The 24,906-nt window shown below is 70.4% G+C and carries 22 protein-coding genes; 6 read left to right on the plus strand and 16 right to left on the minus strand.

Annotated features, from left to right (window positions below):
- Positions 1-399: 399 nt before the first annotated feature.
- The 3 genes from NGF19_RS18235 to thyX form a co-directional block, all read right to left on the minus strand.
- Positions 400-2,085 carry a ribonuclease J gene (locus NGF19_RS18235; RefSeq protein ID WP_252426024.1) on the minus strand — a complete coding sequence of 562 codons (1,686 nt, stop codon included), beginning with the start codon at positions 2,083-2,085 and terminating at the stop codon, positions 400-402.
- Positions 2,086-2,212: 127 nt separating this feature from the next.
- The gene (gene dapA, locus NGF19_RS18240; RefSeq protein ID WP_252426025.1) at positions 2,213-3,112 is read right to left on the minus strand and encodes a 4-hydroxy-tetrahydrodipicolinate synthase; all 900 of its coding nucleotides are present in this window, start codon (positions 3,110-3,112) and stop codon (positions 2,213-2,215) included.
- 208 nt (positions 3,113-3,320) lie between these two features.
- Positions 3,321-4,061: an FAD-dependent thymidylate synthase gene (gene thyX / locus NGF19_RS18245; protein ID WP_252426026.1), complete on the minus strand. Its 741-nt coding sequence runs from the start codon at positions 4,059-4,061 to the stop codon at positions 3,321-3,323.
- A gap of 334 nt (positions 4,062-4,395) precedes the next feature.
- Here thyX and NGF19_RS18250 point away from each other — a divergent pair, with 334 nt between their 5' ends.
- The gene (locus NGF19_RS18250) at positions 4,396-4,632 is read left to right on the plus strand and encodes a hypothetical protein (protein ID WP_252426027.1); all 237 of its coding nucleotides are present in this window, start codon (positions 4,396-4,398) and stop codon (positions 4,630-4,632) included.
- An 88-nt stretch (positions 4,633-4,720) separates the two neighbouring features.
- A complete protein-coding gene (locus NGF19_RS18255) occupies positions 4,721-5,278 on the plus strand; it encodes an SCO5741 family PH domain-containing membrane protein (protein WP_252426028.1) in 558 nt (185 codons plus the stop codon).
- Between the two features lie 93 nt (positions 5,279-5,371).
- Here the strand turns inward: NGF19_RS18255 and NGF19_RS18260 are convergent, their stop codons facing one another.
- From NGF19_RS18260 to rpsO, 5 genes are all read right to left on the minus strand, one after another.
- Positions 5,372-5,836, minus strand: coding sequence for a tetratricopeptide repeat protein (locus NGF19_RS18260; RefSeq protein WP_252426029.1), 465 nt, complete (start codon positions 5,834-5,836; stop codon positions 5,372-5,374).
- 5 nt (positions 5,837-5,841) lie between these two features.
- Positions 5,842-6,594 (minus strand): 4-hydroxy-tetrahydrodipicolinate reductase, encoded by a 753-nt coding sequence (dapB, locus tag NGF19_RS18265; protein ID WP_252426030.1) that lies wholly within the window; start codon positions 6,592-6,594, stop codon positions 5,842-5,844.
- 73 nt (positions 6,595-6,667) lie between these two features.
- Positions 6,668-8,047 carry a M16 family metallopeptidase gene (locus NGF19_RS18270; protein WP_252426031.1) on the minus strand — a complete coding sequence of 460 codons (1,380 nt, stop codon included), beginning with the start codon at positions 8,045-8,047 and terminating at the stop codon, positions 6,668-6,670.
- Positions 8,044-10,257: a polyribonucleotide nucleotidyltransferase gene (locus NGF19_RS18275; protein ID WP_252426032.1), complete on the minus strand. Its 2,214-nt coding sequence runs from the start codon at positions 10,255-10,257 to the stop codon at positions 8,044-8,046. Before NGF19_RS18275 ends, NGF19_RS18270 begins: the two co-directional genes overlap by 4 nt.
- Before the next feature lie 322 nt (positions 10,258-10,579).
- A complete protein-coding gene (rpsO, locus tag NGF19_RS18280) occupies positions 10,580-10,870 on the minus strand; it encodes a 30S ribosomal protein S15 (protein WP_252426033.1) in 291 nt (96 codons plus the stop codon).
- A gap of 579 nt (positions 10,871-11,449) precedes the next feature.
- On the opposite strand from rpsO, the gene NGF19_RS18285 reads away from it, so the two are divergent.
- Complete coding sequence (locus NGF19_RS18285; protein ID WP_252426034.1) at positions 11,450-11,746, plus strand: DUF397 domain-containing protein; 297 nt, start codon at positions 11,450-11,452, stop codon at positions 11,744-11,746.
- A 442-nt stretch (positions 11,747-12,188) separates the two neighbouring features.
- The gene (locus NGF19_RS18290) at positions 12,189-15,035 is read left to right on the plus strand and encodes an SCO5717 family growth-regulating ATPase (RefSeq protein WP_252426035.1); all 2,847 of its coding nucleotides are present in this window, start codon (positions 12,189-12,191) and stop codon (positions 15,033-15,035) included.
- Positions 15,036-15,097: 62 nt separating this feature from the next.
- Here NGF19_RS18290 and NGF19_RS18295 read toward each other — a convergent pair whose 3' ends face one another.
- From NGF19_RS18295 to rimP, 8 genes are all read right to left on the minus strand, one after another.
- The gene (locus NGF19_RS18295) at positions 15,098-16,054 is read right to left on the minus strand and encodes a bifunctional riboflavin kinase/FAD synthetase (protein WP_252426036.1); all 957 of its coding nucleotides are present in this window, start codon (positions 16,052-16,054) and stop codon (positions 15,098-15,100) included.
- Positions 16,055-16,492: 438 nt separating this feature from the next.
- Positions 16,493-17,398, minus strand: a complete 906-nt coding sequence (gene truB, locus NGF19_RS18300) for a tRNA pseudouridine(55) synthase TruB (RefSeq protein ID WP_252426037.1) — start codon at positions 17,396-17,398, stop codon at positions 16,493-16,495.
- Positions 17,395-17,847: a 30S ribosome-binding factor RbfA gene (gene rbfA / locus NGF19_RS18305; protein ID WP_252426038.1), complete on the minus strand. Its 453-nt coding sequence runs from the start codon at positions 17,845-17,847 to the stop codon at positions 17,395-17,397. The genes truB and rbfA overlap by 4 nt, the downstream gene beginning before the upstream one ends.
- 37 nt (positions 17,848-17,884) lie before the next feature.
- The gene (locus tag NGF19_RS18310; protein WP_252426039.1) at positions 17,885-18,178 is read right to left on the minus strand and encodes a DUF503 domain-containing protein; all 294 of its coding nucleotides are present in this window, start codon (positions 18,176-18,178) and stop codon (positions 17,885-17,887) included.
- A 316-nt stretch (positions 18,179-18,494) separates the two neighbouring features.
- Positions 18,495-21,509: a translation initiation factor IF-2 gene (infB, locus tag NGF19_RS18315; protein ID WP_252426040.1), complete on the minus strand. Its 3,015-nt coding sequence runs from the start codon at positions 21,507-21,509 to the stop codon at positions 18,495-18,497.
- Positions 21,510-21,685: 176 nt separating this feature from the next.
- Positions 21,686-21,967 (minus strand): YlxR family protein, encoded by a 282-nt coding sequence (locus NGF19_RS18320; RefSeq protein ID WP_252426041.1) that lies wholly within the window; start codon positions 21,965-21,967, stop codon positions 21,686-21,688.
- 147 nt (positions 21,968-22,114) lie between these two features.
- Positions 22,115-23,110: a transcription termination factor NusA gene (nusA, locus tag NGF19_RS18325; protein WP_252426042.1), complete on the minus strand. Its 996-nt coding sequence runs from the start codon at positions 23,108-23,110 to the stop codon at positions 22,115-22,117.
- A gap of 2 nt (positions 23,111-23,112) precedes the next feature.
- Complete coding sequence (gene rimP, locus NGF19_RS18330) at positions 23,113-23,622, minus strand: ribosome maturation factor RimP (RefSeq protein ID WP_252426043.1); 510 nt, start codon at positions 23,620-23,622, stop codon at positions 23,113-23,115.
- Between the two features lie 238 nt (positions 23,623-23,860).
- Here rimP and NGF19_RS18335 point away from each other — a divergent pair, with 238 nt between their 5' ends.
- The gene (locus NGF19_RS18335; protein ID WP_252426044.1) at positions 23,861-24,391 is read left to right on the plus strand and encodes a hypothetical protein; all 531 of its coding nucleotides are present in this window, start codon (positions 23,861-23,863) and stop codon (positions 24,389-24,391) included.
- On the plus strand, positions 24,388-24,891 hold the full coding sequence (locus tag NGF19_RS18340) for a ferritin-like domain-containing protein (RefSeq protein ID WP_252426045.1): 504 nt from the start codon (positions 24,388-24,390) through the stop codon (positions 24,889-24,891). The genes NGF19_RS18335 and NGF19_RS18340 overlap by 4 nt, the downstream gene beginning before the upstream one ends.
- Positions 24,892-24,906: the final 15 nt, after the last annotated feature.

Consider the following 24,906-nt stretch of genomic DNA (forward strand, 5'->3'; position numbering starts at 1 on the left):
GAAACCGGCCGGAGACGGGGTATCAACATATCTGGCGTTGACTTTTGGCACACTGTTGAGTTCTCAAGGAACGGACGCTTCCTTCGTACTCACCCGAGAGACTCTCTCAGGCTTTCCTCCGGGCGCTTTCCCTTCGGTGTTTCCGACTCTATCAGATCTTTCCGATCCGATTTCCTCGGTGCTTTCAAGGTTCCCGCTCTCGCGTTTCCCTTTCCGGCGGATCCGACTTTATCAGAGATTCTGAGTCGGAATTTCCACCCGCTGCGGTCGGTCCCTGGCACACGTCGGCGCCGGGGGCTTCCCTGCTGGCGGAGCCGTAAACGTACTGGAACGGGGCGCCCCGATGCAAATCGAGGCGCCCCGCTCCGGCTGTGCCCGTGCTCGGTCGTTGACGGAACGTCAGACCTCGACGACCACAGGCAGGATCATCGGCCTGCGCCGGTACGTGTCCGAGACCCACTTGCCCAGGGTCCGGCGCATGAGCTGCTGCAACTGGTGAGGCTCGACGACCCCGTCCTGCGCCGACCTCTCCAGCACTTCCGTGACCTTGGGGAGCACGGCGGCGAAGGCCGAGTCGTCGATACCCGAGCCACGGGCCTGGACATGGGGACCACCGGTGATCTTGCCCGTGGACGAGTCGACCACGACGAAGACCGAGATGATGCCCTCGTCACCGAGGATCTTGCGGTCCTTGAGCGCGGGCTCGCCGACGTCACCGACCGAGAGGCCGTCGACGTACACGTACCCCGCCTGGACCTTGCCGGAGATCCTCGCCTTGCCCTCGACGAGGTCGACAGCGATGCCGTCCTCGGCGATGACGATCCGGTCGTGCGGCACCCCGGTCAGCGCGCCCAGCTCCGCGTTCGCCCGCAGATGGCGCCACTCGCCGTGGACCGGCATCAGGTTCCTGGGCCGGCAGATGTTGTAGAAGTACAGCAGCTCGCCCGCGGACGCGTGGCCCGAGACGTGCACCTTGGCGTTGCCCTTGTGCACGACGTTCGCGCCCCACCGCGTCAGGCCGTTGATCACGCGGTACACCGCGTTCTCGTTGCCCGGGATCAGCGAGGACGCCAGGATCACCGTGTCGCCCTCGACGATGCGGATCTGGTGGTCCCTGTTGGCCATGCGCGACAGGGCGGCCATCGGCTCGCCTTGGGAGCCCGTACAGACCAGGACCACCTCGTGGTCCGGCAGGTCGTCCAGCGTCCGTACGTCCACGACCAGGCCCGGCGGGACCTTCAGATAGCCCAGGTCCCGCGCGATGCCCATGTTGCGGACCATCGAGCGGCCGACGAAGGCCACCCGGCGGCCGTACTCGTGCGCCGCGTCCAGGATCTGCTGGATCCGGTGGACATGGCTGGCGAAGCTCGCCACGATGATCCGCTTGCGGGCACCCGCGAACACCTGGCGCAGGACGTTGGAGATGTCGCGCTCGTGCGGGGTGAACCCGGGGACCTCGGCGTTGGTCGAGTCGGTGAGGAGGAGGTCGATGCCCTCCTCGCTCAGCCGGGCGAACGCGTGCAGGTCCGTCAGGCGGTTGTCCAGCGGCAACTGGTCCATCTTGAAGTCGCCGGTGTGGACCACCATGCCCGCGGGGGTGCGGATGGCGACCGCGAGGGCGTCCGGGATGGAGTGGTTGACCGCGATGAACTCGCAGTCGAAGGGCCCGACGCGCTCGCGCCGCCCCTCGGCCACCTCCAGGGTGTACGGACGGATGCGGTGCTCCTGGAGCTTCGCCTCGATCAGCGCGAGGGTCAGCTTGGAACCGATCAGCGGGATGTCGGGCTTCTCCCGCAGCAGGAACGGAACGGCGCCGATGTGGTCCTCGTGCCCGTGCGTGAGGACGATGCCCTCGATGTCGTCGAGACGGTCACGGATGGACGAGAAGTCCGGCAGGATCAGGTCGACTCCGGGCTGCTCCTCCTCGGGGAAGAGCACTCCGCAGTCAACGATCAGCAGACGGCCGCCGTACTCGAAGACCGTCATGTTCCGGCCGATCTCCCCCAGGCCGCCGAGCGGGGTGACCCTCAGGCCGCCTTCGGGGAGCTTCGGCGGCGGGCCGAGTTCAGGATGCGGATGACTCAAAAGACTCTCCTCACGATGCGCGCCACGTACCTGTAGGGCACGCGGCGCGCATGACGTTCGTGCAAATGCAGTTGTCGTGTGGCGTGCAGGCACCTGTTGTCCTGCCTATTCAGTTGTGAAGTCTGTGTCAGAGCTGTACCCCGCCGGCCGCAAGATCGATCTTGAGCTGGGCGGTCTCCTCAGGGGAGAGCTCGACCATGGGTGAGCGCAGCGGACCGGCCGGCAGGCCCTGGAGGGCGAGGGCGGCCTTGGTGGTCATGACGCCCTGGGTGCGGAACATGCCGGTGAACACCGGGAGCAGCCGCTGGTGGATCTCCAGCGCCTTGTGGACGTCGCCGCCCGTGTAGGCCTCGGCCATGGCGCGCAGCTCGGGCGTGACGACATGGCCGACGACCGAGACGAAGCCGACCGCGCCCACGGAGAGCAGCGGCAGGTTGAGCATGTCGTCGCCGGAGTACCAGGCGAGGCCGGACTGGGCGATGGCCCAGCTCGCGCGGCCGAGGTCGCCCTTGGCGTCCTTGTTGGCCACGATCCGCGGGTGCTCCGCGAGGCGGACGATGGTCTCGGTGTTGATCGGGACACCGCTGCGGCCCGGGATGTCGTAGAGCATGACCGGCAGGTCGGTGGCGTCGGCGATGGCCGTGAAGTGCCGGTGGAGGCCCTCCTGGGAGGGCTTGTTGTAGTACGGCGTGACGGTCAGCAGGCCATGGGCTCCGGCCTGCTCGGCCGCGCGCGCCAGTTCGACGCTGTGGCGGGTGTCGTTCGTGCCGACCCCGGCCACGATGTGGGCGCGGTCGCCGACCGCTTCCAGTACGGCTCGTACGAGATCCGATTTCTCCGTGTCGCTGGTGGTCGGGGACTCACCGGTGGTGCCGTTGAGGATCAGGCCGTCATTGCCTGCGTCCACCAGGTGGGTGGCGAGCCGCTGGGCGCCGTCGAGGTCGAGTGCGCCGTCCGCCGTGAAGGGCGTGACCATGGCGGTGAGGATCCGCCCGAAGGGGATCTGCGGAGTGGAGGTCGGAGCCATGGGTAACACGCTACTCGTTGCCCGGGGTGCGGTCTTCCCTCGGGGGGCGGGATAAGTCCTGACAAAGGTGGAGCCCGGCACTGCCTGCTCGGGGGTTCAAGCAGTGCCGGGTCCGTTCGATCAGGCTAGATGAACTTCGGGAAATGCCGCAATACGGACACTTCGCTCGGCTCATCGCGCATGCGCACCGGCGGGGTGCGGGTGAGCGCTACGGCGCCACTCGGCCGTTGGCGTTGAAGGCGGCGTACGTGAGCGGCATGAGCTGGGCCCACTCCGCCTCCATCTTCTCGCCGACCATCTCGATCTCCCGCTGTGGGAAGGACGGGACCTTCGCCAGCTCGTGCTGGGTGCGCAGGCCGAGGAAGTGCATCAGCGAGCGGGCGTTGCAGGTCGCGTACATCGACGAGAACAGACCGACCGGCAGGACCGAACGGGCGACCTCGCGGGCGACACCGGCGGCGAGCATCTCCTGGTACGCCTCGTAGGCGTGGACGTACGCGTCCTCCATGACGCGGCCCGTCAGCTCCTGCTGCGCCTGGCTGCCCTCGACGAAGCGGTACTTGCCGGGGCGCCCCTCCTGGACGAGCTTGCGGGACGCGTCGGGGACGTAGAAGACCGGCTCAAGCTCGCGGTACCGGCCCGACTCCTCGTTGTACGACCAGCCCACGCGGTGCCGCATGAACTCGCGGAAGACGAAGATCGGGGCGCTGATGAAGAAGGTCATCGAGTTGTGCTCGAAGGGGCTGCCGTGCCGGTCGCGCATCAGGTAGTTGATCAGGCCCTTGGAGCGCTCCGGGTCCTTCTTCAGCTCGTCCAGGGACTGCTCGCCGGCCGTGGAGACGCGGGCGGCCCACAGCACGTCGGAGTCGGCCGCGCTGTGCTTGACCAGTTCGACGGTGACATCGCTGCGGAAGCTGGGTTTCAGGTCGTCGGCGGGGGTGTCGGTCACGGCGTAGGGGGTCCTTCCCATCACATGCTCGGGCGGCGCCCACTCTACGGCCCGGCACCGACAACGGGGCGTTCGGTACCGGGCCGCTACATTCGTCCCCGAAGTTCAGCGAATTCGGCGAAACAGGGCACCTTCCGCCCCGATCGTTCGTCTGTCCCGGTGACGGCGGATTGTTCGTGTCACCCGGTTGTCACCGGCCTGCCCGGTCCCTCCGGGTCCGCCCGTCGCCGCCCGTCGTCCACGTCTGTTCCGAGTCCGTTCGTCCATGTGCGTTCCGAGTCCATCGTCCCTCCGAGTCCATCGTCCCTCCGAGTCCAAAGGAGAAGCGCTTCCCATGTCCCGTCGGCGCGAGCCCGTACCGTTCGCCTTCCTCGCCGAGGCCGACTCTTTCCGCAGCAATGTCACTCCGCCGCCTCGCGAGCGTGTGTCCGCAGGTCAGCGGGTTGCGCGCTGGCTGCTCGGGCTGACCGTCGTCGGGGGGCTCGTGGGCGCCGTGATCATCGGCATGCCCGCCATGTCGCAGCATTCGCCCGCCGAGATCCAGCATTCCGAGGCCTCCGACGGGCGCTGAGCCCGCCGGGGACCCCCGAGGGTGGTGAGCGGGGTCATGGCTCGATAGCCTCACCGGGCACCCCCCGTGGACCGAGTGAGGATCAGTCGTGCCCCTGCCCTTCCTGACGGCCGACCGTACTTTCGAGCAGGGAGCGGACGATCAGCCGCTGCCCGCCGACGACCACGAGCGCTGGCGGCGCCCCTACCGGCCCGGCCCCTGGCGCGTGAGCGCGGCGGCGGTCCTGCTCATGCTCTCGTCGTACGTGCTCTTCGCGGCCCTCGTCATCGCGATGACCGGCACGCCGTCCGGCGCCTTCACGGTGCTCGGCATAGCCCTGGTCGTCCTCGCCGGTGCGCTGCGGATGCTGCGCATGGGCGTCTGGGTGAGCGCGCACGGGCTGCGCCGGGTGGGCTTCTTCCTCACGCGGACCACGCCCTGGCAGAAGGCCGCCGCGGTCCGGACCGTCCAGCAACCGGTGCGCTGGCTCGGGCTGCCGCGCACGGTGCAGGGACAGGCGCTCGTCCTCGTCCACAAGGGCCGTACGCCCGGTGCCACGGGACCGCTGCTCACCACGCACGACGCCGACTTCCTCGCCCGTCCGCAGGCCTTCGACCGGGCGGCCGACGGACTCGAGGCCTGGGCCGCGGAGTACAGCCGGGGCTGAGCCCGTACGACCGTATGACGAAGGGGCTGTCCCGCACTCGCGAGTGCGGGACAGCCCCTTCGTCATACAGGCTCGATACAGGCTCGGCGGCGGTCAGGACGTGGCCGTCGGGGCGTCCGTCCTGGCGTCGTGCAGGGCGATCGCCCGCTGCATCGCCTTGCGGGCGCGCGGTGTGTCCCGCGCGTCGTGGTAGGCGACCGCCAGCCGGAACCAACTGCGCCAGTCGTCCGGGGCGTCCTCGGTCTCCGCCTTGCGCCGGGCGAAGACCTCGTCGGCCGAGTCGCGGTCGATACGGCCGCTCGGGGAACGCCTCAACTCGTCCACGGGCAGCCCGCCCTCGGCGTCCAGCTCGGCGGCCAGCCGGTTGGCCCTGCGGACGAACTGCGTGTTCTTCCACAGGAACCACACGCCGATGACCGGCAGGATCAGCACCGCGACGCCGAAGGTGACCGTGACCACGGTGCCGTGCTGGATCAGGAACACGCCACGGCTGCCGACCAGGACGAAGTAGACGACCAGGACGGCGGCCGTGACGGCATAGGTGATCTTCGCGCCCATCGTGGCTACTTCAGGTCCAGGAAGTGTTCGAGACCGAAGGTCAGGCCCGGGGTGGACACGACGCGACGGGCGCCGAGCAGGATGCCCGGCATGAAGCTGCTGTGGTGCAGGGAGTCATGGCGGATGGTGAGGGTCTCGCCCTCGCCGCCGAGCAACACCTCCTGGTGGGCGAGCAGCCCGCGCAGCCGGACCGCGTGCACCGGGACGCCGTCGACGTCCGCCCCGCGGGCGCCGTCCAGCGCCGTCACCGTGGCGTCGGGCTGCGCCGCGCTGCCCGCCCTGCGGCGCGCGTCGGCGATGAGCTGGGCCGTGCGCGTGGCCGTACCGCTGGGGGCGTCCACCTTGTTCGGGTGATGCAGCTCGATCACCTCGACGGACTCGAAGTACGGGGCCGCCACCTCGGCGAACTTCATGGTCAGCACGGCGCCGATGGAGAAGTTCGGCGCGATGAGGACGCCGGTCTCCGGGGACTGCGCGAGCCGGCCCTGAAGCTGCGCCAGGCGCTCCTCGGTCCAGCCGGTCGTGCCGACCACGGCGTGGATGCCGTGCCGTACACAGAAGTCGAGGTTGCCCATCACCGAGGCCGGGGTGGTCAGCTCGACCGCCACCTCGGCCTCGGACTCGACCAGCGTCTCCAGCTTGTCGCCCCGGCCGAGGGCGGCGACCAGCTCCATGTCCTCGGCGGCCTCGACGGCCCGTACCGCCTCCGAACCGATCCGGCCCCGGGCTCCGAGGACCGCCACGCGCAGCTTGCTCATGTTCCTTGATTCCTTGATCGACGTACGGACTGTCGAGGACGTGCGGATGTCGAGACGTACAGACTGTCGACGGCTAGGCGACCACTTCGTGCAGCCGGGAGGCCTGCTTGTCCTTGAGCGGGCCGATGACCGAGAGGGACGGCCGCTGACCCAGGATCTCGCGGGCCACGGACCGGACGTCGTCCGGGGTGACCTCGGCTATCCGCGCCAGCATGTCATCGACCGACATCTGGTCGCCCCAGCACAGCTCACTCTTGCCGATGCGGTTCATCAGCGCACCCGTGTCCTCGAGCCCGAGCACGGTCGAGCCCTTGAGCTGGCCGATGGCACGCGCGATCTCGTCGTCCGACAGACCGTGCTCCGCGACATGGTCCAGCTCGTCGCGGCAGATCCTGAGGACGTCGTGCACCTGGCTGGGACGGCAGCCCGCGTACACACCGAAGAGGCCGCAGTCGGCGAAGCCCGAGGTGTACGAGTACACGCTGTACGCCAGGCCGCGCTTCTCCCGGACCTCCTGGAAGAGGCGGGAGGACATGCCGCCGCCGAGGGCGGTGTTGAGGACGCCCAGCGCCCAGCGGCGCTCGTCGGTCCGGGCCAGGCTCGGCATCCCGAGGACGACATGCGCCTGCTCGGTCTTGCGGCCCAGCAGTTCCACGCGCCCGGCGGTGCGGATGGCGCGTCGGCCCACCCGCGGCTCGATCGGCGTCGCGTCGAGCCGCTTGAAGGCACCGGCCCGCTCGAAGGCGGCCCGCACCTGGCGTACGACCTTGTGGTGGTCGACGTTGCCCGCGCAGGCGACCACCAGATGCGTGGGGTCGTAGTGCTTGCGGTAGAAGCGGCGGATGCGGTCGGCGCTCAGCGCGTTGACCGTGTCGACCGTGCCGAGGACCGGGCGGCCCAGCGGGGTGTCGCCGAGCATCGTGTGTGCGAACAGGTCGTGCACGCAGTCGCCCGGGTCGTCCTCAGTCATCGCGATCTCTTCGAGGATCGCGCCGCGCTCGACGTCGACGTCCTCTTCGCGGATGAGCGAGCCCGTGAGCATGTCGCAGACGACGTCGATGGCCAGCGGCAGATCGGTGTCGAGCACGCGCGCGTAGTAGCACGTGTACTCCTTGGCCGTGAACGCGTTCATCTCGCCGCCGACCGCGTCGATCGCGGCGGAGATGTCCAGCGCGCTGCGCCGTTCCGTGCCCTTGAAGAGCAGGTGCTCCAGGTAGTGCGTGGCGCCGTTCAGCGAGGGCGTCTCGTCGCGCGAGCCGACATGCGCCCAGATACCGAACGTGGCGGAGCGTACGGACGGCAGGGTCTCGGTGACGATGCGCAGACCACCCGGAAGGGTCGTCTTACGGACCGTGCCGATGCCGTTCGCGCCCTTGATGAGGGTTTGGGTACGGGCGACGGCCCGCGCCTCCGAAGAGGTGCGGGCCGTCGCCTTGAAGCCACGGGACGTCACTTGTCGGTGTCGTCCTTCGCCTCGTCGTCCTCGCCCTCGATCACGGGGATGAGGGAGAGCTTGCCGCGGGAGTCGATCTCGGCGATCTCGACCTGGACCTTCTGGCCCACGCCGACCACGTCCTCGACGTTCTCCACGCGCTTGCCACCGGCGAGCTTGCGGATCTGCGAGATGTGCAGCAGGCCGTCCTTGCCCGGCAGCAGGGAGACGAACGCACCGAAGGTGGTCGTCTTCACGACCGTGCCCAGGTAGCGCTCGCCGACCTCCGGCATGGTCGGGTTGGCGATGCTGTTGATCGTGGTGCGGGCGGCCTCGGCGGAGGGGCCGTCGGCGGCACCGATGTAGATCGTGCCGTCGTCCTCGATCGTGATCTCGGCGCCGGTGTCCTCCTGGATCTGGTTGATCATCTTGCCCTTCGGGCCGATGACCTCACCGATCTTGTCGACCGGGATCTTGACGGTGATGATCCGCGGAGCGTTCGGGGACATCGCGTCGGGCCGGTCGATGGCCTCCGTCATCACATCGAGGATGTGCAGACGGGCGTCGCGGGCCTGCTTGAGGGCCGCGGCCAGGACGGAGGCCGGGATGCCGTCCAGCTTGGTGTCGAGCTGGAGGGCGGTGACGAAGTCCTTCGTACCGGCGACCTTGAAGTCCATGTCGCCGAAGGCGTCCTCGGCACCGAGGATGTCGGTCAGCGTCACGTAGTGCGTCTCGCCCTCGATCTCCTGGGAGATCAGGCCCATGGCGATACCGGCGACCGGGGCCTTGAGCGGCACACCGGCGTTCAGCAGCGACATGGTGGAGGCGCAGACGGAGCCCATCGACGTGGAGCCGTTGGAACCGAGGGCCTCGGAGACCTGACGGATCGCGTACGGGAACTCCTCGCGCGCGGGCAGCACCGGCACCAGGGCGCGCTCGGCCAGCGCGCCGTGGCCGATCTCGCGGCGCTTGGGGGAACCGACGCGGCCCGTCTCACCCGTGGAGTACGGCGGGAAGTTGTAGTTGTGCATGTAGCGCTTGCGGGTCACCGGGGAGAGGGTGTCCAACTGCTGCTCCATGCGCAGCATGTTCAGCGTGGTGACGCCCAGGATCTGGGTCTCGCCGCGCTCGAACAGGGCCGAGCCGTGCACCCGCGGGATGGCCTCGACCTCGGCGGCCAGCGTGCGGATGTCGGTGACACCGCGGCCGTCGATGCGCTTCTTCTCCTTGATGACGCGCTCACGGACCAGGGTCTTGGTCAGCGAGCGGTACGCGGCGGAGATCTCCTTCTCGCGGCCCTCGAACTCCGGCAGGAGCTTCTCGGCGGCGAGCTGCTTGACGCGGTCCAGCTCGGCCTCGCGCTCCTGCTTGCCGGCGATGGTCAGCGCCTGGGCCAGCTCGGGGCGGACGGCGCCGGTCAGCGCCTCCAGGACGTCGTCCTGGTAGTCGAGGAAGATCGGGAACTCGCCGGTCGGCTTGGCGGCCTTCGCGGCGAGGTCCGCCTGCGCCTTGCACAGGACCTTGATGAAGGGCTTCGCGGCGTCGAGACCGGAGGCCACGACCTCCTCGGTCGGCGCCTCGACGCCACCCTCGACGAGCTTGATGGTGTGCTCGGTGGCCTCGGCCTCGACCATCATGATCGCGACGTCGCCGTCCTCCAGGACGCGACCGGCGACCACCATGTCGAAGACCGCGGCCTCCAGCTCGGTGTGCGTCGGGAAGGCGACCCACTGGCCGTTGATCAGCGCGACGCGGACGCCGCCGATCGGGCCGGAGAAGGGCAGGCCCGCGAGCTGCGTGGACGCGGAGGCGGCGTTGATCGCCACGACGTCGTACAGGTGGTCGGGGTTGAGCGCCATGACCGTGGCGACGACCTGGATCTCGTTGCGCAGGCCCTTCTTGAAGGACGGGCGCAGCGGGCGGTCGATGAGCCGGCAGGTCAGGATGGCGTCCTCGGAGGGACGGCCCTCACGGCGGAAGAAGGAACCGGGGATCTTCCCGGCCGCGTACATCCGCTCCTCGACGTCGACCGTCAGCGGGAAGAAGTCGAGCTGGTCCTTGGGGTTCTTGGACGCGGTGGTGGCCGACAGGACCATCGTGTCGTCGTCCAGGTACGCGACGGCGGAACCGGCGGCCTGCTTGGCCAGGCGGCCCGTCTCGAAGCGGATCGTACGGGTGCCGAAGGAGCCGTTGTCGATAACGGCCTCGGCGTAGTGGGTCTCGTTCTCCACTAGCTTTTTCTCCTCGTCTTCGTCCCGGCAGCCCGTGTGGCGGCGGGACGGTGGCGGAGAAGCGCTCCGTCTGGTGCGGGCCGGTCTTCGATCGAAGCACCCGGGGATCTTCCCCCGGGGGCCACTACCGAGGACCGGCGGCGGCGCGGCGCGCTCCTCCTCGTTCGGTGTGCGACGGCAGCCTGGCGTGTCCCAGGCGTTGTCACACTGCGTCGTACGTATGGCGTTGTGCTACCACACTACAAAGGTGGGGTGACAGTCCGCACGTACAGCAAAAGGGGAGCGGCCCCCTCGCGTGGGAACCGCTCCCCTTCACGGCGTCTTACTTGGCGCCGCCGGCCGCACCGCGGCGGATGCCGAGGCGGTCGACCAGCGCGCGGAAGCGCTGGATGTCCTTCTTGGCCAGGTACTGCAGCAGGCGGCGACGCTGACCGACCAGGATCAGCAGACCACGGCGGGAGTGGTGGTCGTGCTTGTGCGTCTTGAGGTGCTCGGTCAGGTCAGAGATGCGGCGGGACAGCAGCGCGACCTGGACCTCGGGGGAGCCGGTGTCACCCTCCTTGGCACCGAACTCGGCGATGATCTGCTTCTTCGTGGCGGCGTCGAGCGACACGCGTACTCCTTGTGATTCTGTGGAGGCCACCGAGTGCCCCTGGTCTGCATCGCAGGGGAGCTTCCATGACTCGGAAGGCGGGGATCCGCTGAGCGCGACCTCCAGATTCCCGGTGAGCCCGGTGGGGCTTCGGTGGGGTCCGGGGGTGCGTACACGAACGGCCGTCACACAGGGTACCAGCCCGGGTGGCGGGGCCTGTCCGGGCCGGTCGCCGCCGGTCCCCGGAGCTATTCGAGTGTGCTGCTCGACGCGCCCCCCTCGACGAGGATGTCCGACTCGTCCAGGTCACTCAGCGTGTACCCGCTGTCATCCGGAAGGCTGAAGGGGAAGAAGGGCGTCTCCTTGCCGTGCGCGGGTCCCGGAGCAGGTTCGCGAGGTGGACCGAAGCTCGCGGCGGAGCGCCTTTCGGTCGGGCGGTACGACTCGGACCCGACGGCGCTGTGGCCAGGGGCCGGATGCGCCCCCTCGCGGGGCGGGACAGGGGAGTCCGGATCCGGGTGCCACTCCCCCACGGTGAGCGGTTCGTCCAAGTACTGTGACCGGGTTGCTCGTTGTACATCGTGAAAGGACCCGTCCACCATGGCCGATGCGCTGGACAAGGAAGTCAGGGAACGCAAGGAGCGCGAGAAGAACGAGCTCTACGCCCTCGATATCTCGGGGGTCGAGTGGCACTGCGCTCCGGGCACCGAGGAGCACGAGGAGCGGGTCGAGATCGCCTATCTGCCGGGCGGCGCCGTCGCCATGAGGTCCTCGCTCGACCCGGACACCGTGCTGCGGTACACGGAGGCGGAGTGGCGTGCCTTCGTACTCGGTGCACGGGACGGGGAGTTCGACCTGGAGCCTGCGCCGCACAACGGCGGTCTCGCGGCGGAGTGAAGTGAAGCGACAGGGGCGGCGTCATACGTCTGTGCCGCCCCTCGCGGCTGGATCGAGCTGATGCCACGTCACGTCGTTGCCACCGCAGCGGCGTTCTTTCGTGAGGATGTCGAGTACGCCACGGAAGGAGGCCGGGCGGTCGGCTCGTGTTCGCCTGGATCGCCCCTCGTCGCCATCTCCCTTGTGAGCGGCCCGCGTTCGTACATCGCCCCGTACGGACGTCGTGTGACACGCTCCCCGCGCACGGTGCGGCCGACGGGCTAGCCGTAGGCACGTACTTGGTGATTAGGCTGGGACCGGGCGCCTGTCAGGATCTGTTACGGGCCATCGGCGCCCCGCGGGGGATTGCCGGGCGGAATCGGACGGCTTCGGACGGCTCCGGAACATCGAGAGCGGTCGCCCCGGCACAGCAAGAGGGTGCTCGACCACACCAGGAGGAACTGTGAACAGCGATCGGAACGGGATCAGCGGGGGCTGGGCTTCACCCGACGATGACCAGTCCGGCGCCGCGTCCTCCATCGACGTGTCGGGCGAGTTCACCATCGACTACGCGCCGCCCGCCTGGTACACGCAGAACGCGTCCGGCACCTCTGGCACGTCCGGCGCGGCGGCGAAGCCGTCGTCGCCGGGTACGGAGGAGGCGGGTACGGCGAAGCCGGGTACGGAGGAACCGGCCACGGCTACGGAGGAGCCGAGCGCGGAGGCCGAGACTCCGGCCGATCCTTCGACGAACGGGGAGACCGGGGACGGCGACGCCACCGGGGACCTGGAGAGCGGCGCCACGATGCGGTTCTCGCGGAGCGCGCTCAAGCGGGAGTTCGAGAAGCTGGCCGCCGCGGACAAGGAGGCCGAAACCTCCAAGGAGACGGAAGACTCCACGGATGACGGCGACTTCGAGTTGAGCGCGCCCTCGGGCGAGGGTGCGGCGGAGCCTGACGGCTCCGAACCCCCCGACTCTGCAGGTGAGTTCGCGTCCGGCGAGGCTACGGAGCCCGAGGACACGACCAAGGAGGAGCCGAACTCCGAGGCGCCGGAAGGCCCTTCGGCTACAGAAGACACGCCCGCCTCGGCTGCCGAGGAAGCGGCCGAGAAGAGCACGGCGCCCGAGGACACGAAGCCCGCCGACGCCGAGCCCTCCGATGCCGTACCGGCCGACGTCGAGCCTGCCGACGCGGCGCCCGCAACGCCGGAGACCCCGGACTCCTCCGGGCACGTACCGCCGTGGACTCCGCCGCCGGTGCCGCAGGGCGGGGTTCCGCCGTTGCCGCCCGCCTTCCAGCCCGCCGTTCCCGGTCCGGCACCGCAGTGGCCGACCTCGCCGCAGCCGGCCGATGCCGCCCCCGCGGCGCCTGTGCACGACGAGGCCGCTCCTCAGCCGCCCGTGCCGCCGCAGCAGCCGTTCCAGCCGCAAGCCGGATACGGCTTCCCGCAACCCCCGGCCACCACTCCCCCGGCGCCCGACGCCCCTGCCCCGCAGGCCGGTTACGGCTTCCCGCAACCGCCCGCCCCGGCGCCGCAAGCCCCGGCTCCCGCTCAGCCCGCTCCCACCCCGGAGCCGCAGGCCTCGCAGCAGCCCGCGCCCGCACCACAGCCCACTCCCCCCGCGCCCGCTCCCGTACCTCAGCCCGCCCAGCCCCAACCCCCGGCTCCCCAGGCCGGATACGGCTTCCCGCAGCCGCCCGCACCGACCCCGGCGCCGCAGGCCTCCCAGGAGCCCGCGCCCGCACCGCAGCCCACCCAGCCGCAGCCCACTCCCCCCGCTCCTGCCCCCGTACCCACACCCCAGCCCACTCAGCCCCAGCCTCCGACCCCGCAGGCCGGATACGGCTTCCCGCAGCAGAGCGCGCCCAACTCCCCTGCTCAACAAGGCGGTTACGGGTTCCCGCAGTCGGCTGCCCAGCCCCAGCCTCCGGTCGATCCGCGGGCAGGGGCCGCGTGGCCGCAGCCCATGCAGCATGATCAGCGGCAGCCGATCAACCCCCATGCCGCGCCGCTCGGTTACACCGCCGCCGTGGAGCTGTCCGCGGACCGGCTGCTCAACAACAAGAAGCAGAAGGCCAAGAGCAGCCGTCCGGTCGGCGGTGGCCGGTTCAAGTTCGGCGGCAAGAAGGAAGAGGCCGAGCGGCAGCGGAAGTTGGAGCTGATCCGCACGCCGGTGCTCACCTGCTACCGGATCGCCGTCATCAGCCTCAAGGGCGGCGTCGGCAAGACCACGACCACCACAGCGCTGGGCGCCACGCTCGCCACCGAGCGGCAGGACAAGATCCTCGCGATCGACGCCAACCCCGACGCCGGTACGCTCGGCCGCCGCGTGCGCCGCGAGACCGGGGCCACCATCCGTGACCTCGTCCAGGCGATCCCGTACCTCAACTCCTACATGGACATCCGGCGGTTCACCTCGCAGGCGCCGTCCGGTCTGGAGATCATCGCCAACGACGTCGACCCGGCCGTCTCCACGACGTTCAACGACGAGGACTACCGGCGCGCGATCGACGTGCTCGGCAAGCAGTACCCGATCATCCTGACCGACTCCGGCACGGGCCTGCTGTACAGCGCGATGCGCGGGGTGCTCGACCTCGCCGACCAGCTCATCATCATCTCGACGCCCTCGGTCGACGGTGCGAGCAGTGCCAGTACGACGCTGGACTGGCTGTCGGCGCACGGGTACGCGGACCTCGTCTCGCGGTCCCTCACCGTCATCTCCGGGGTCCGTGAGACCGGGAAGATGATCAAGGTGGAGGACATCGTCTCCCACTTCGAGACCCGCTGCCGCGGTGTCGTGGTCGTACCGTTCGACGAGCATCTGTCGGCCGGTGCGGAGGTCGACCTCGACATGATGCGGCCGAAGGTGCGGGAGGCGTACTTCACGCTGGCCGCGATGGTCGCCGAGGACATCGCGCGTCATCAGCAGTCGCACGGCCTGTGGACCTCGGACGGCAACCCGCCCCCGGTCGCCGCCCCACCGATGCCGGGTCAGCCGGTACCCGGCCAGGTTCCGGGCCAGATCCCCGGTCAGGCCCCGGGCCAGCCCGTGCCCGGCCAGGCCCCGGGCCAGCAGATCCCCGGCCAGGCCTCGGCCCAGCCCATGCCCGGCCAGATCCCCGGCCAGCAGATCGGCCAGCCCGCCCCGCAGCCGCCGCAGCCCGGACAGGCGTACCCCCCGCCCTACCCGCAGCCCGACCTGTACGGCGTCCCGCAGCAGCCCGGACAGCCGTACCCGCAGGCCCAGCAGCCCTACCCGCCGCAGCCTCAGCCGGGGCAGACCCCGCCCCCGCCGCCCCAGCAGTAGGCCAGAGACGAGGGGCGGCCCGCGCCATCACGCGCGGGCCGCCCCTCTGATGTCCCGAACGGCTACAGGCTCGCCTCGTGCGCCGCCACCAGCTCCCGGCAGCGCTTCACGTCCTGCGCCATCTGCTCCAGCAGCGCGTCCAGCGAGTCGAACTTCGCCTGGCCCCGGACGAACGCGAGGAAGTCGACGGCGGCGTGCAACCCGTACAGGTCCAGGCCCACCCGGTCGATGGCGTACGCCTCCACCGTCCGCTCGGTGCCGTCGAACTGCGGGTTGGTGCCGACGGAGATCGCGGCGGGCATCGCCTCGCCCTGGACATGCAGCCAGCCCGCGTAGACACCGTCGGCCGGGATCGCGGTGTGCGGAAGCGTCTCGACGTTGGCGGTCGGGAAGCCCATCTCCCGGCCCCGCTGGGCGCCGCGCACCACCACGCCCTCGACGCGATGGGGACGGCCGAGGACCTCGCGCGCGCCCTCGACATCGCCCTCGGCGATCAGTCGCCGGGTCAGCGTGGAGGAGAACGGCTCGCCGCCGCCCGCCGCACCGGACTCGTAGAGCTCCACCACGTCGACCTCGAAGTCGTACGTCCGCCCCTGCTCGGCGAGGAACTCCACGTTCCCGGCGGCCTTGTGCCCGAAGCGGAAGTTGGGGCCCTCGACCACGCCCTTGGCATGCAGCTTGTCGACCAGGACCTTGACCACGAACTCGGCGGGCGAGAGCCGCGAGAACTCCGTGGTGAAGGGAAGGATCAGCACCGCGTCGACACCCAGCTCGGCCATCAGCTCGGCGCGGCGGTGGTGCGGGGCGAGCAGCGGAGGGTGGCTGCCGGGGCGCACGACCTCGCTGGGGTGCGGGTCGAACGTGACGACGACCGAGGAGACGCCCAGCTCACGGGCGCGCTCGACGGCATGCCGGATGATCAACTGGTGCCCGCGGTGGACTCCGTCGTAGGAACCGATGGTGACGACGCTGCGCCCCCAGTCCTGGGGGATGTCCTCCAAGCCACGCCAGCGCTGCACTGTGACCGCTCCTCGTCGAACCCGTGTCTGCCTCATTACGCAGGTCTAAGGGTGCCATGCCGGGTGGCCCTGGTCGGCATCGGGTTTGCAGGCTGTGACAGGCGGCACGCGGGCCCGCGGGTCCTCAGACCCCCTCGGGTGGCCGGGACAGGGGGTTCTACGGGGCGTGCAGAGCGGGTTCTGGGCATCGCAAGGACGTTGCAGGGGCGTCGCGGGGGCGTCTCGGGGCCGTCGCGGGGCGAACGCGCCCCCTTCCGCTCCCTCACTGCACTCGGAGCGCCTGCCCGATGGGGTGAATTGCGCGCCGGACAGCGCTACACCTGTGTGAGGGGGAACCCCGGGGGACCATGGAGCGGCGACCACCGTCGAGTGATCGCCGCTCCATGGGGAGATCCTGAGGGCCGCAGGGCGCCCCTGTCGGCCGGAGACGGCCGCCCGTCAGCCGAAGACGGCCAGGCTCTTGGTCTTGCCCTTGTGCTCCTCCACGAGCGCGAGGAAGCGCCCGTCGGGGGCGAAGACGGCCACGGCTCCGGCGCCCGCGTACTCGTCGGGCATCTCCAGGCGTACGCCGTTGCCGAGCAGCTTGGCGCGCCGGTCGTCGACGTCCCAGCGCGGGAACGCGGCTGCGGCGGCCTCGGCGATCGGCATCACGGTCAGCTCCTGCTGGAGCTGGTCGAGCGTGTGCGCGGAGTCGAGCTTGTAGGGGCCGACGCGGGTGCGGCGCAGCGCGGTGAGGTGTCCTCCGACGCCGAGGTCGGCCCCCAGGTCACGGGCGAGGGCCCGGATGTAGGTGCCGGACGAGCAGACCACGGAGACCACCAGGTCGAGGACGGGGGTGCCGTCCTCGGCGACGGCGTCGCGGACGTCGTACACGGTGAAGGAGGAGACCGTGACCGGCCGGGCCGGGATCTCGAAGTCCTCGCCGTCGCGGGCCCGCTTGTAGGACCGTACGCCGTTGATCTTGATGGCGCTGACCTTGGACGGCACCTGGAGGATGTCCCCGGTCAGCTTGGCGACGGCGGTGTCCACGGCGGCGCGGGTGATCTTGGAGGCGTCGGTGGAGGAGGTGATCTCCCCTTCGGCGTCGTCCGTGACGGTGTTCTGGCCGAGCCGGACGGTGCCGAGGTACTCCTTCTCCGTGAGGGCGAGGTGCCCGAGGAGCTTGGTGGCCTTCTCGACGCCGAGGACCAGGACGCCGGTCGCCATGGGGTCCAGCGTTCCGGCGTGTCCGACGCGTCGTGTCTTCGCGATGCCGCGCATCTTGGCGACGACGTCGTGCGAAGTGAAGCCCGACGGCTTGTCGACGATGACGAGGCCGTCGGGCGTGGTGGTCTTCGGGGTCATTCGGTGCTGTCGTCCGTCTCGTCGCCGGAACCGGGCTTCTTGTACGGGTCCGCGTCACCGGCGTACGAGGCGCCCGTGGCGGTCTCGCGCACCTGTGCGTCGGAGGCACGTGCCTTGTCGAGGAGGTCCTCGATGGTCTTGGCGGTGTCGGGGAGGGCGTCCGCGACGAAGGTGAGGGTGGGGGTGAACTTCACGCCCGCGGCGCGTCCGACCTCCGAGCGCAGGATGCCCTTGGCGCTCTCCAGGCCGGCGGCTGCCGCCTTCCGCAGCTCCTCGTCCCCGTACACCGTGTAGAAGACGGTCGCCTCTCGCAGGTCGCCCGTCACCCGGGTGTCCGTGATGGTGACGTGTGTGCCGAGTCGGGGGTCCTTGATCCCGCGTTGCAGCTTCTGGGCCACCACCTCTCGGATGAGGTCCGCCAGCCTCTTCGCCCGCGCGTTGTCGGCCACTGGTCCGTCTCCCGTTCTTTCCTGTTGCGTTCTCTGGTCAGTCGTCGTCGCCGTGGAGTCGCCGTCGTACGGACAGCAGCTCCACCTCGGGGCGGCCGGCGACCAGCCGCTCACATCGGTCGAGTACATCGGTCAGGTGCCCCATGTCGCCGGAGACCAGCGCGAGGCCGATACAGGCCCTGCGATGGAGGTCCACATGGTCCACCTCGGCCGCGCTCACCGCGTACTTGCGCTGGAGTTCGGCGACGATCGGACGGACGACCGAGCGCTTCTCCTTCAGCGAGTGAATGTCGCCGAGGAGGAGATCGAAGGACAGAGTCCCCACGTACATGTGTGTGTCCGGATGACCCGCCGGTACGGGATCGATGGCCCCGCCGCCGGTGGGGGCAGGGACACCAAAACCGTACAACGAACACCCGAACGGCTCGACGGGGTTTTCACCGCCCCGTCCCCGCACCGGTCCGCCCCGTCCCCGCACCGGCCAGGCCGGTGCGTCCGGCCCCGTACACGCCAAGAACCCACGCCAGGGGCGCGGGTACCGGCGGGATGACCCGGGAGCCGGGGACGGCCCCCGAAGGGGCTGTCCCGGCCGGGACGGCAAGGGTCGGCCGACGGGGATGCGCTCCCCGTCGGCCGACCGACAGCCGCTAGACGCGCGGCTTCTCGCGCATCTCGTACGTCGCGATGACGTCGTCGACCTTGATGTCGTTGAAGTTGCCGAGGTTGATACCGCCCTCGAACCCTTCGCGGATCTCGGTGACGTCGTCCTTGAAGCGACGCAGGCCCTCGATGGTGAGGTTCTCCGCGACCACCTTGCCGTCGCGGATGAGGCGGGCCTTGGTGTTCCGCTTGACCTCTCCGGAGCGGATGAGGACACCGGCGATGTTGCCCAGCTTGGACGACTTGAAGACCTCGCGGATCTCCGCCGTACCGAGCTCGACCTCCTCGAACTCCGGCTTCAGCATGCCCTTCAGGGCCGCCTCGATCTCCTCGATCGCCTGGTAGATGACCGAGTAGTACCGGACGTCCACGCCCTCGCGCTCGGCCATCTGCGCCGCGCGGCCTGCCGCACGGACGTTGAAGCCGATCACGATGGCGTCCGAGCCCATCGCCAGGTCGATGTCCGACTCCGTGACCGCACCGACGCCGCGGTGCAGCACCCGGATGTCGACCTCTTCGCCGACGTCGAGCTGGAGCAGGGAGGACTCGAGAGCCTCGACCGAACCAGAAGCGTCACCCTTGATGATCAGGTTGAGCTGCTGGACCTCGCCGGCCTTGAGCACCTTGTCCAGGTCCTCCAGGGAGACCCGGCGCGTGCGCTTGGCGAACGCCGCGTTCCGCTCGCGGGCGGCGCGCTTCTCGGCGATCTGGCGGGCCGTACGGTCCTCTTCGACCACGATGAAGTTGTCGCCGGCGCCCGGGACGTTGGTCAGGCCGAGGACCTGGACCGGCGTCGACGGACCCGCCTCGGGGACGTTGTTGCCGCTGTCGTCGAGCATCGCCCGGACGCGGCCGTACGCGTCGCCGACCACCATCGTGTCGCCGACCCGCAGCGTGCCTCGCTGGACGAGGACCGTCGCCACGGCACCACGGCCGCGGTCGAGACGGGACTCGATCGAGATGCCCTGCGCGTCCTGGTTCGGGTTGGCCCGAAGGTCCAGGGCGGCGTCGGCCGTGAGGACGACCGCCTCGAGGAGGCTGTCGATGTTCAGGCCCTGCTTGGCGGAGATGTCGACGAACATCGTGTCGCCGCCGTACTCCTCGGCCACCAGGCCGAACTCGGTGAGCTGGCCGCGCACCTTGGTCGGGTCCGCGCCCTCGACGTCGATCTTGTTGACCGCGACCACGATCGGCACGTCGGCCGCCTTGGCGTGGTTCAGGGCCTCGACCGTCTGCGGCATCACGCCGTCGTTGGCCGCGACCACGAGGATCGCGATGTCCGTCGACTTCGCACCGCGGGCACGCATGGCGGTGAACGCCTCGTGACCCGGGGTGTCGATGAAGGTGATCTTCCGGTCGTTGCCGTTGACCTCGGTCGTGACCTGGTAGGCACCGATGTGCTGGGTGATGCCACCGGCCTCGCCCGCGATGACGTTCGTCTTGCGGATGGCGTCGAGCAGGCGGGTCTTACCGTGGTCGACGTGACCCATGACGGTCACGACCGGCGGACGGACGACCAGGTCCTCCTCGGTGCCCTCGTCCTCGCCGAACTCCAGGTCGAAGGACTCGAGCAGCTCGCGGTCCTCCTCCTCCGGGCTGACGATCTGAACCGTGTAGTTCATCTCGCCCGCGAGGAGCTGGAGCGTCTCGTCGGAGACGGACTGCGTGGCCGTGACCATCTCGCCGAGGTTCATCATGACCGCGACGAGCGACGCCGGGTTGGCGTTGATCTTCTCCGCGAAGTCGGTGAGCGACGCACCGCGCGACAGGCGAATGGTCTCGCCGTTGCCGCGAGGCAGCATCACGCCGCCGACCGACGGGGCCTGCATGGCCTCGTACTCCTGACGGCGCTGCCGCTTCGACTTGCGGCCACGACGCGCCGGACCGCCGGGACGGCCGAACGCACCCTGCGTGCCACCACGGCCGCCCGGACCACCGGGACGTCCGCCGAAGCCGGGACGGCCACCGCCGCCACCGAAACCGCCGCCACCACCGGGACGACCGGCGAAACCGCCGCCGCCACCGGGACGACCGGCACCGCCGCCGCCACCGGGACGGCCGGCGAAGCCGCCGCCGCCCGGACGACCGCCACCACCGGGACGACCGGCACCGGCCGGGCCACGGCCGCCGGGGCCGCCACCGGGACGCGGACCCGCAGCGGGACGCTGCGGCATCATGCCGGGGTTCGGACGCGGGCCACCGGGACGCGGACCGCCGCCCTGCGGACGGGGCATCGAGCCCGGAGTCGGGCGGGAGCCGCCCGGAGCCTGCGGACGCGGACCACCGGCAGCGCCCTGCGGACGGGGACCACCCTGACCGGCGCCCTGCGGACGCGGGCCACCGGGCGCACCGGGACCGCCGGGACGCGGGGCACCGCCCGGCCGGGGCGCCTGCGGGCGCGCCATGCCGGTGGAGCCACCGGAGGTGAAGGGGTTGTTGCCCGGACGGGGACCCGCGGGACGGGCACCCGGACGCGGACCCTGACCGGCGGGACGACCGCCGGGACGCTGGCCCTGACCCTGGCCACCCTGACCGGCGGGACGGCCGCCGGGCTTCGGGGCGCCGGGACGGGCGCCCGGACGCGGGCCGGGGGCGGCGGGAGTCGACGGGGGTGCCGTGAACTCGGGCGCGGCCGGGGCCGGACGCGGCGCGGGCTTCGGGCCCGGACGCGGACCCGGGGTCGGCGCAGCCGCGGGCTTCTCGGCAGCCGCGGGCTTCTCGGCGGCCGGAGGCTTGGGCGCCGCCGGGCGCGGGGCAGCCGGACGGGCGGCCTGCGCGGGGCTGGGCGCGGCCGGCTTCGCCGGGGCCTTGCGGGGGGCGGCAGGCTTGGCGCCACCGCCGTTGCCCTGCTGCAAGGCGTCGGTCAACTTACGTACTACGGGCGCCTCGATCGTCGAGGACGCCGATCGGACGAATTCACCGAGTTCCTGGAGCTTGGCCATGACGACCTTGCTCTCGACACCGAACTCCTTGGCGAGTTCGTAGACCCGGACCTTAGCCACTTCGCTCCTTTGAGGTCCGGGTTGCGGCCGGACCGTCGCTAGTTCATGGGCGTACTCATCGCGTACTCATCGAGTGCTCATCGCAATCTCGACCTGCTTTCGACTCGCGAGGTACCAGACCGCACAGGGTCCGTGCGGCGCTTCTTACGGTGTTGCCTGCTCAGCGAGGTGCTGGTTCAGCAACCTTCTGTCTGCTCGACGTACTGGCGCAACGCGTTTGTGTCGAGCGGTCCCGGGACGCGGAGCGCCCTCGGAAACGCCCGGCGGCGTACCGCCAGGTCGAGACAGGCCGACGCGGGGTGTACATAGGCACCCCGGCCGGGCAGCGTACCGCGAGGATCGGGGACGCAAACCTCCTCGATCGCCACGATGCGCAGCAGTTCGCTCTTGGCCGCTCGCTCCCGGCACCCCACACAGGTGCGCTCAGGGCATGCGCCGACTCGCGTCCAGCCAGACACGATAAGTCTACCTCCCCGCACCGACCTCACCCCTTCGGGGCAAGAATCGAACAGTTGCCGCGCACGAAACTGTCGTGATCTCAGCGATACCCGGCCGGGATCTGTTCCCGGCCGGGGTTCGAACACGTCTGTCGGTCCCGCTTGTCGTCAGTCCTGCTTCTCGGCGGGCTGCTCGGTGTCGGGACGGATGTCGATCCGCCAGCCCGTGAGCCGGGCCGCGAGGCGGGCGTTCTGCCCTTCCTTGCCGATGGCCAGCGAGAGCTGGTAGTCGGGGACCGTCACTCGCGCGGAGCGGGCCGCGAGGTCCACGACCTCCACCTTGGTGACCCGGGCCGGGGAGAGGGCGTTGGCCACCATCTCGGCCGGGTCGTCCGACCAGTCGACGATGTCGATCTTCTCGCCGTTCAGCTCGCCCATGACGTTGCGCACCCGGCCGCCCATCGGGCCGATGCACGCGCCCTTGGCGTTCAGCCCCGAACGGGTGGAGCGCACCGCGATCTTCGTACGGTGTCCGGCCTCGCGTGCGATCGCGGCGATCTCGACGGACCCGTCCGCGATCTCCGGCACCTCCAGCGCGAAGAGCTTCTTCACCAGATTGGGGTGCGTACGGGAGAGGGTGACGGACGGGCCGCGCACGCCCTTGGCCACGCGGACGACGTAGGAGCGGATGCGCGTGCCGTGCTCGTACGCCTCGCCGGGGACCTGCTCCTGCACCGGCAGGATGGCCTCCAGCTTGCCGATGTCCACGAGGACGTTCTTCGGGTCGCGGCCCTGCTGGACGACACCGGTGACGATGTCGCCCTCGCGGCCCGCGTACTCGCCGAGCGTCGCGTCGTCCTCGGCGTCGCGCAGGCGCTGCAGGATGACCTGCTTGGCGGTGGTGGCGGCGATGCGGCCGAAGTCCGACGGGGTGTCGTCGAACTCGCGCGGCTCCTGCCCCTCCTCCAGGTCCTCGGGGTCCTCCTTCGCCCACACAGTCACATGGCCGGTCTCCCGGTTGAGCTCCACGCGCGCGTGACGGCGGCTTCCCTCGGTGCGGTGGTAGGCGATGAGGAGGGCCGCCTCGATCGCCTCGACCAGCAGGTCGAAGGAGATCTCCTTCTCCCGAACCAAGCCCCGCAGGGCACTCATGTCGATGTCCACGGCTACGCCTCCTCCTCTTCCTTCATGTCCTTCGTGTCCTTGCGATTGAACTCGACCTGGACCCGCGCCCGGGAGATGTCCGGGAAGGCGAGTCGGCGAGTGGTGGCCTTGCGGCCCTTGACACCGGGCACCTCCAGGTCGAGGCCCTCGTCGTCGACGCCCAGGATCCTGGCGACCAGTTCGCCGCCCTCGGCGAGCTGGAACTTCACCAGCCGGCCCGTGGCGCGTACGTAGTGCCGGTGTTCGCCGAGAAGACGCTCCGCGCCCGGGGTGCCGACCTCGAGGGTGTATTCGCCCTGGCCCATCGCGTCGCTCTCGTCGAGCTTCGCCGAGAGCGCGCGGCTCACATCGGCGATCCGGTCCAGATCGGCACCGGTGTCGGAGTCGACGACGACGCGCAGCACACGCTTGCGCCCTACGGAGTCCACCGCGATCTCTTCGAGATCGAGCCCCTGGGCTTGAACGAGCGGTTCCAGCAGCTCTCGCAGCCTCTCGCTCTGGGTGGTGCTCATCCGGGTGACTCCTCGGCCGCGTGTGCTGTTGTGGGAAGGTCGCGTGTCAGGTCAAAGGGTATCCGGTCCCGGAGGGTGATGCCGTCCATCGACGACGCCACCCGGGCGGCGGAGCACGGGGCCGAGCCGATGGCGCGTGCGGGGTGGTGCGCGGGTACCTTGATCACCGGGCTGGGACTTCCGACACACAGGCCCTGACCGCCCATCCGTTCGTACGAGGTCGTCGAGGACGTTTGCCGTGCCGTTCCCCCCGTACCCGCGCACGTCGTTGCACAGCACGTCGTTGCGCAGAAGGAGTTTGCTCGCCTCCGTGGTGGGCGCCGCGTTGCTCGCGGGCTGCTCCGGTGCCCCCGACTCGGCCACCACGGCCGCCGCTTCGCTGTCGCGCGCGGCACGCGCGCGTGCGGCGCGCGACAGCGAGAAGCTGGCCGAGCGGTACACGGCCGTGATCGCGGCCCATCCGGCGCTGGCGGCGCGGCTACGCCCGCTGCGGGCCGAAGTCCTGCGCCACGCGCGGGCGTTCGGCGAGGGTCTCGACACCTCGCCGAGCCCGTCGGCGACCACATCCCCCTCCCCCTCTCCCACGCCTTCGCCCGTACCCACGAACCCCGAGGCCGCCGTCGCCCTGCTGGCCGCTGCCGAGCGGGCCCTGGCCGACCGGCGGACCGCGGCACTGCTGGAGGTGCCGGGCGAACTCGCGCGGCTGATGGCGTCGGTCGCGGCGGCCGGGGCCGCGCACGCATACCTGCTGACGAAGGGCGCACAGTGAACTCGACCACCGGCACGGCGAAGCCCGCGAGCGGCGAGCTGACGGCGCTGCAGGCCGCCCTGGGCGCCGAGCACGCGGCGATCTACGGCTACGGCGTCGTCGGCGGCCACATCCGGCAGGCGCGGCGGAAGGAAGCCCGGGAGGCGTACGACGCCCACCGCGCCCGGCGGGACCAACTGTCCCGCGCCGTACGGGACTTGGGCGGTACGCCGGATGTGGCCGCGGCGGCATACGCGCTGCCGTTCCCCGTGCCGGACTCCGCCGCCGCGGTGCGGCTGGCCGCCGATCTGGAGGGGCGGGTGGCCGGGGTGTACTCGGATCTGGTCCGCGCCTCGACGGGCGAGCGGCGGCGGCTGGCCGCCGAGGCACTGCGGGAAGCGGCGGTGCGGTCGGCGCGCTGGAGCGGCGAGAGCGTAGCCTTCCCTGGTCTCGCCGAGCGGGCGGCGGCCACTACTCCCACCGAGGCCGCTCCCACCGCGTCGGCGACAGCACGGACGTAGACGTGACGGACGTGC

Source organism: Streptomyces macrolidinus, from assembly GCF_023887685.1.
In the GTDB taxonomy this organism is placed as follows: Bacteria; Actinomycetota; Actinomycetes; order Streptomycetales; family Streptomycetaceae; genus Streptomyces; species Streptomyces macrolidinus.

What these genes read in the sequence shown, in the direction of transcription:
- NGF19_RS18310 (WP_252426039.1), bottom strand. Translation starts at nt 18,178, where the DNA reads ATGTACGTGGGGACTCTGTCCTTCGATCTCCTCCTCGGCGACATTCAC.
- NGF19_RS18260 (WP_252426029.1), bottom strand. Translation starts at nt 5,836, where the DNA reads ATGGGCGCGAAGATCACCTATGCCGTCACGGCCGCCGTCCTGGTCGTC.
- dapB (WP_252426030.1), bottom strand. Translation starts at nt 6,594, where the DNA reads ATGAGCAAGCTGCGCGTGGCGGTCCTCGGAGCCCGGGGCCGGATCGGT.
- dapA (WP_252426025.1), bottom strand. Translation starts at nt 3,112, where the DNA reads ATGGCTCCGACCTCCACTCCGCAGATCCCCTTCGGGCGGATCCTCACC.
- rimP (WP_252426043.1), bottom strand. Translation starts at nt 23,622, where the DNA reads ATGAGCACCACCCAGAGCGAGAGGCTGCGAGAGCTGCTGGAACCGCTC.
- NGF19_RS18285 (WP_252426034.1), top strand. Translation starts at nt 11,450, where the DNA reads ATGGCCGATGCGCTGGACAAGGAAGTCAGGGAACGCAAGGAGCGCGAG.
- NGF19_RS18250 (WP_252426027.1), top strand. Translation starts at nt 4,396, where the DNA reads ATGTCCCGTCGGCGCGAGCCCGTACCGTTCGCCTTCCTCGCCGAGGCC.
- truB (WP_252426037.1), bottom strand. Translation starts at nt 17,398, where the DNA reads ATGACCCCGAAGACCACCACGCCCGACGGCCTCGTCATCGTCGACAAG.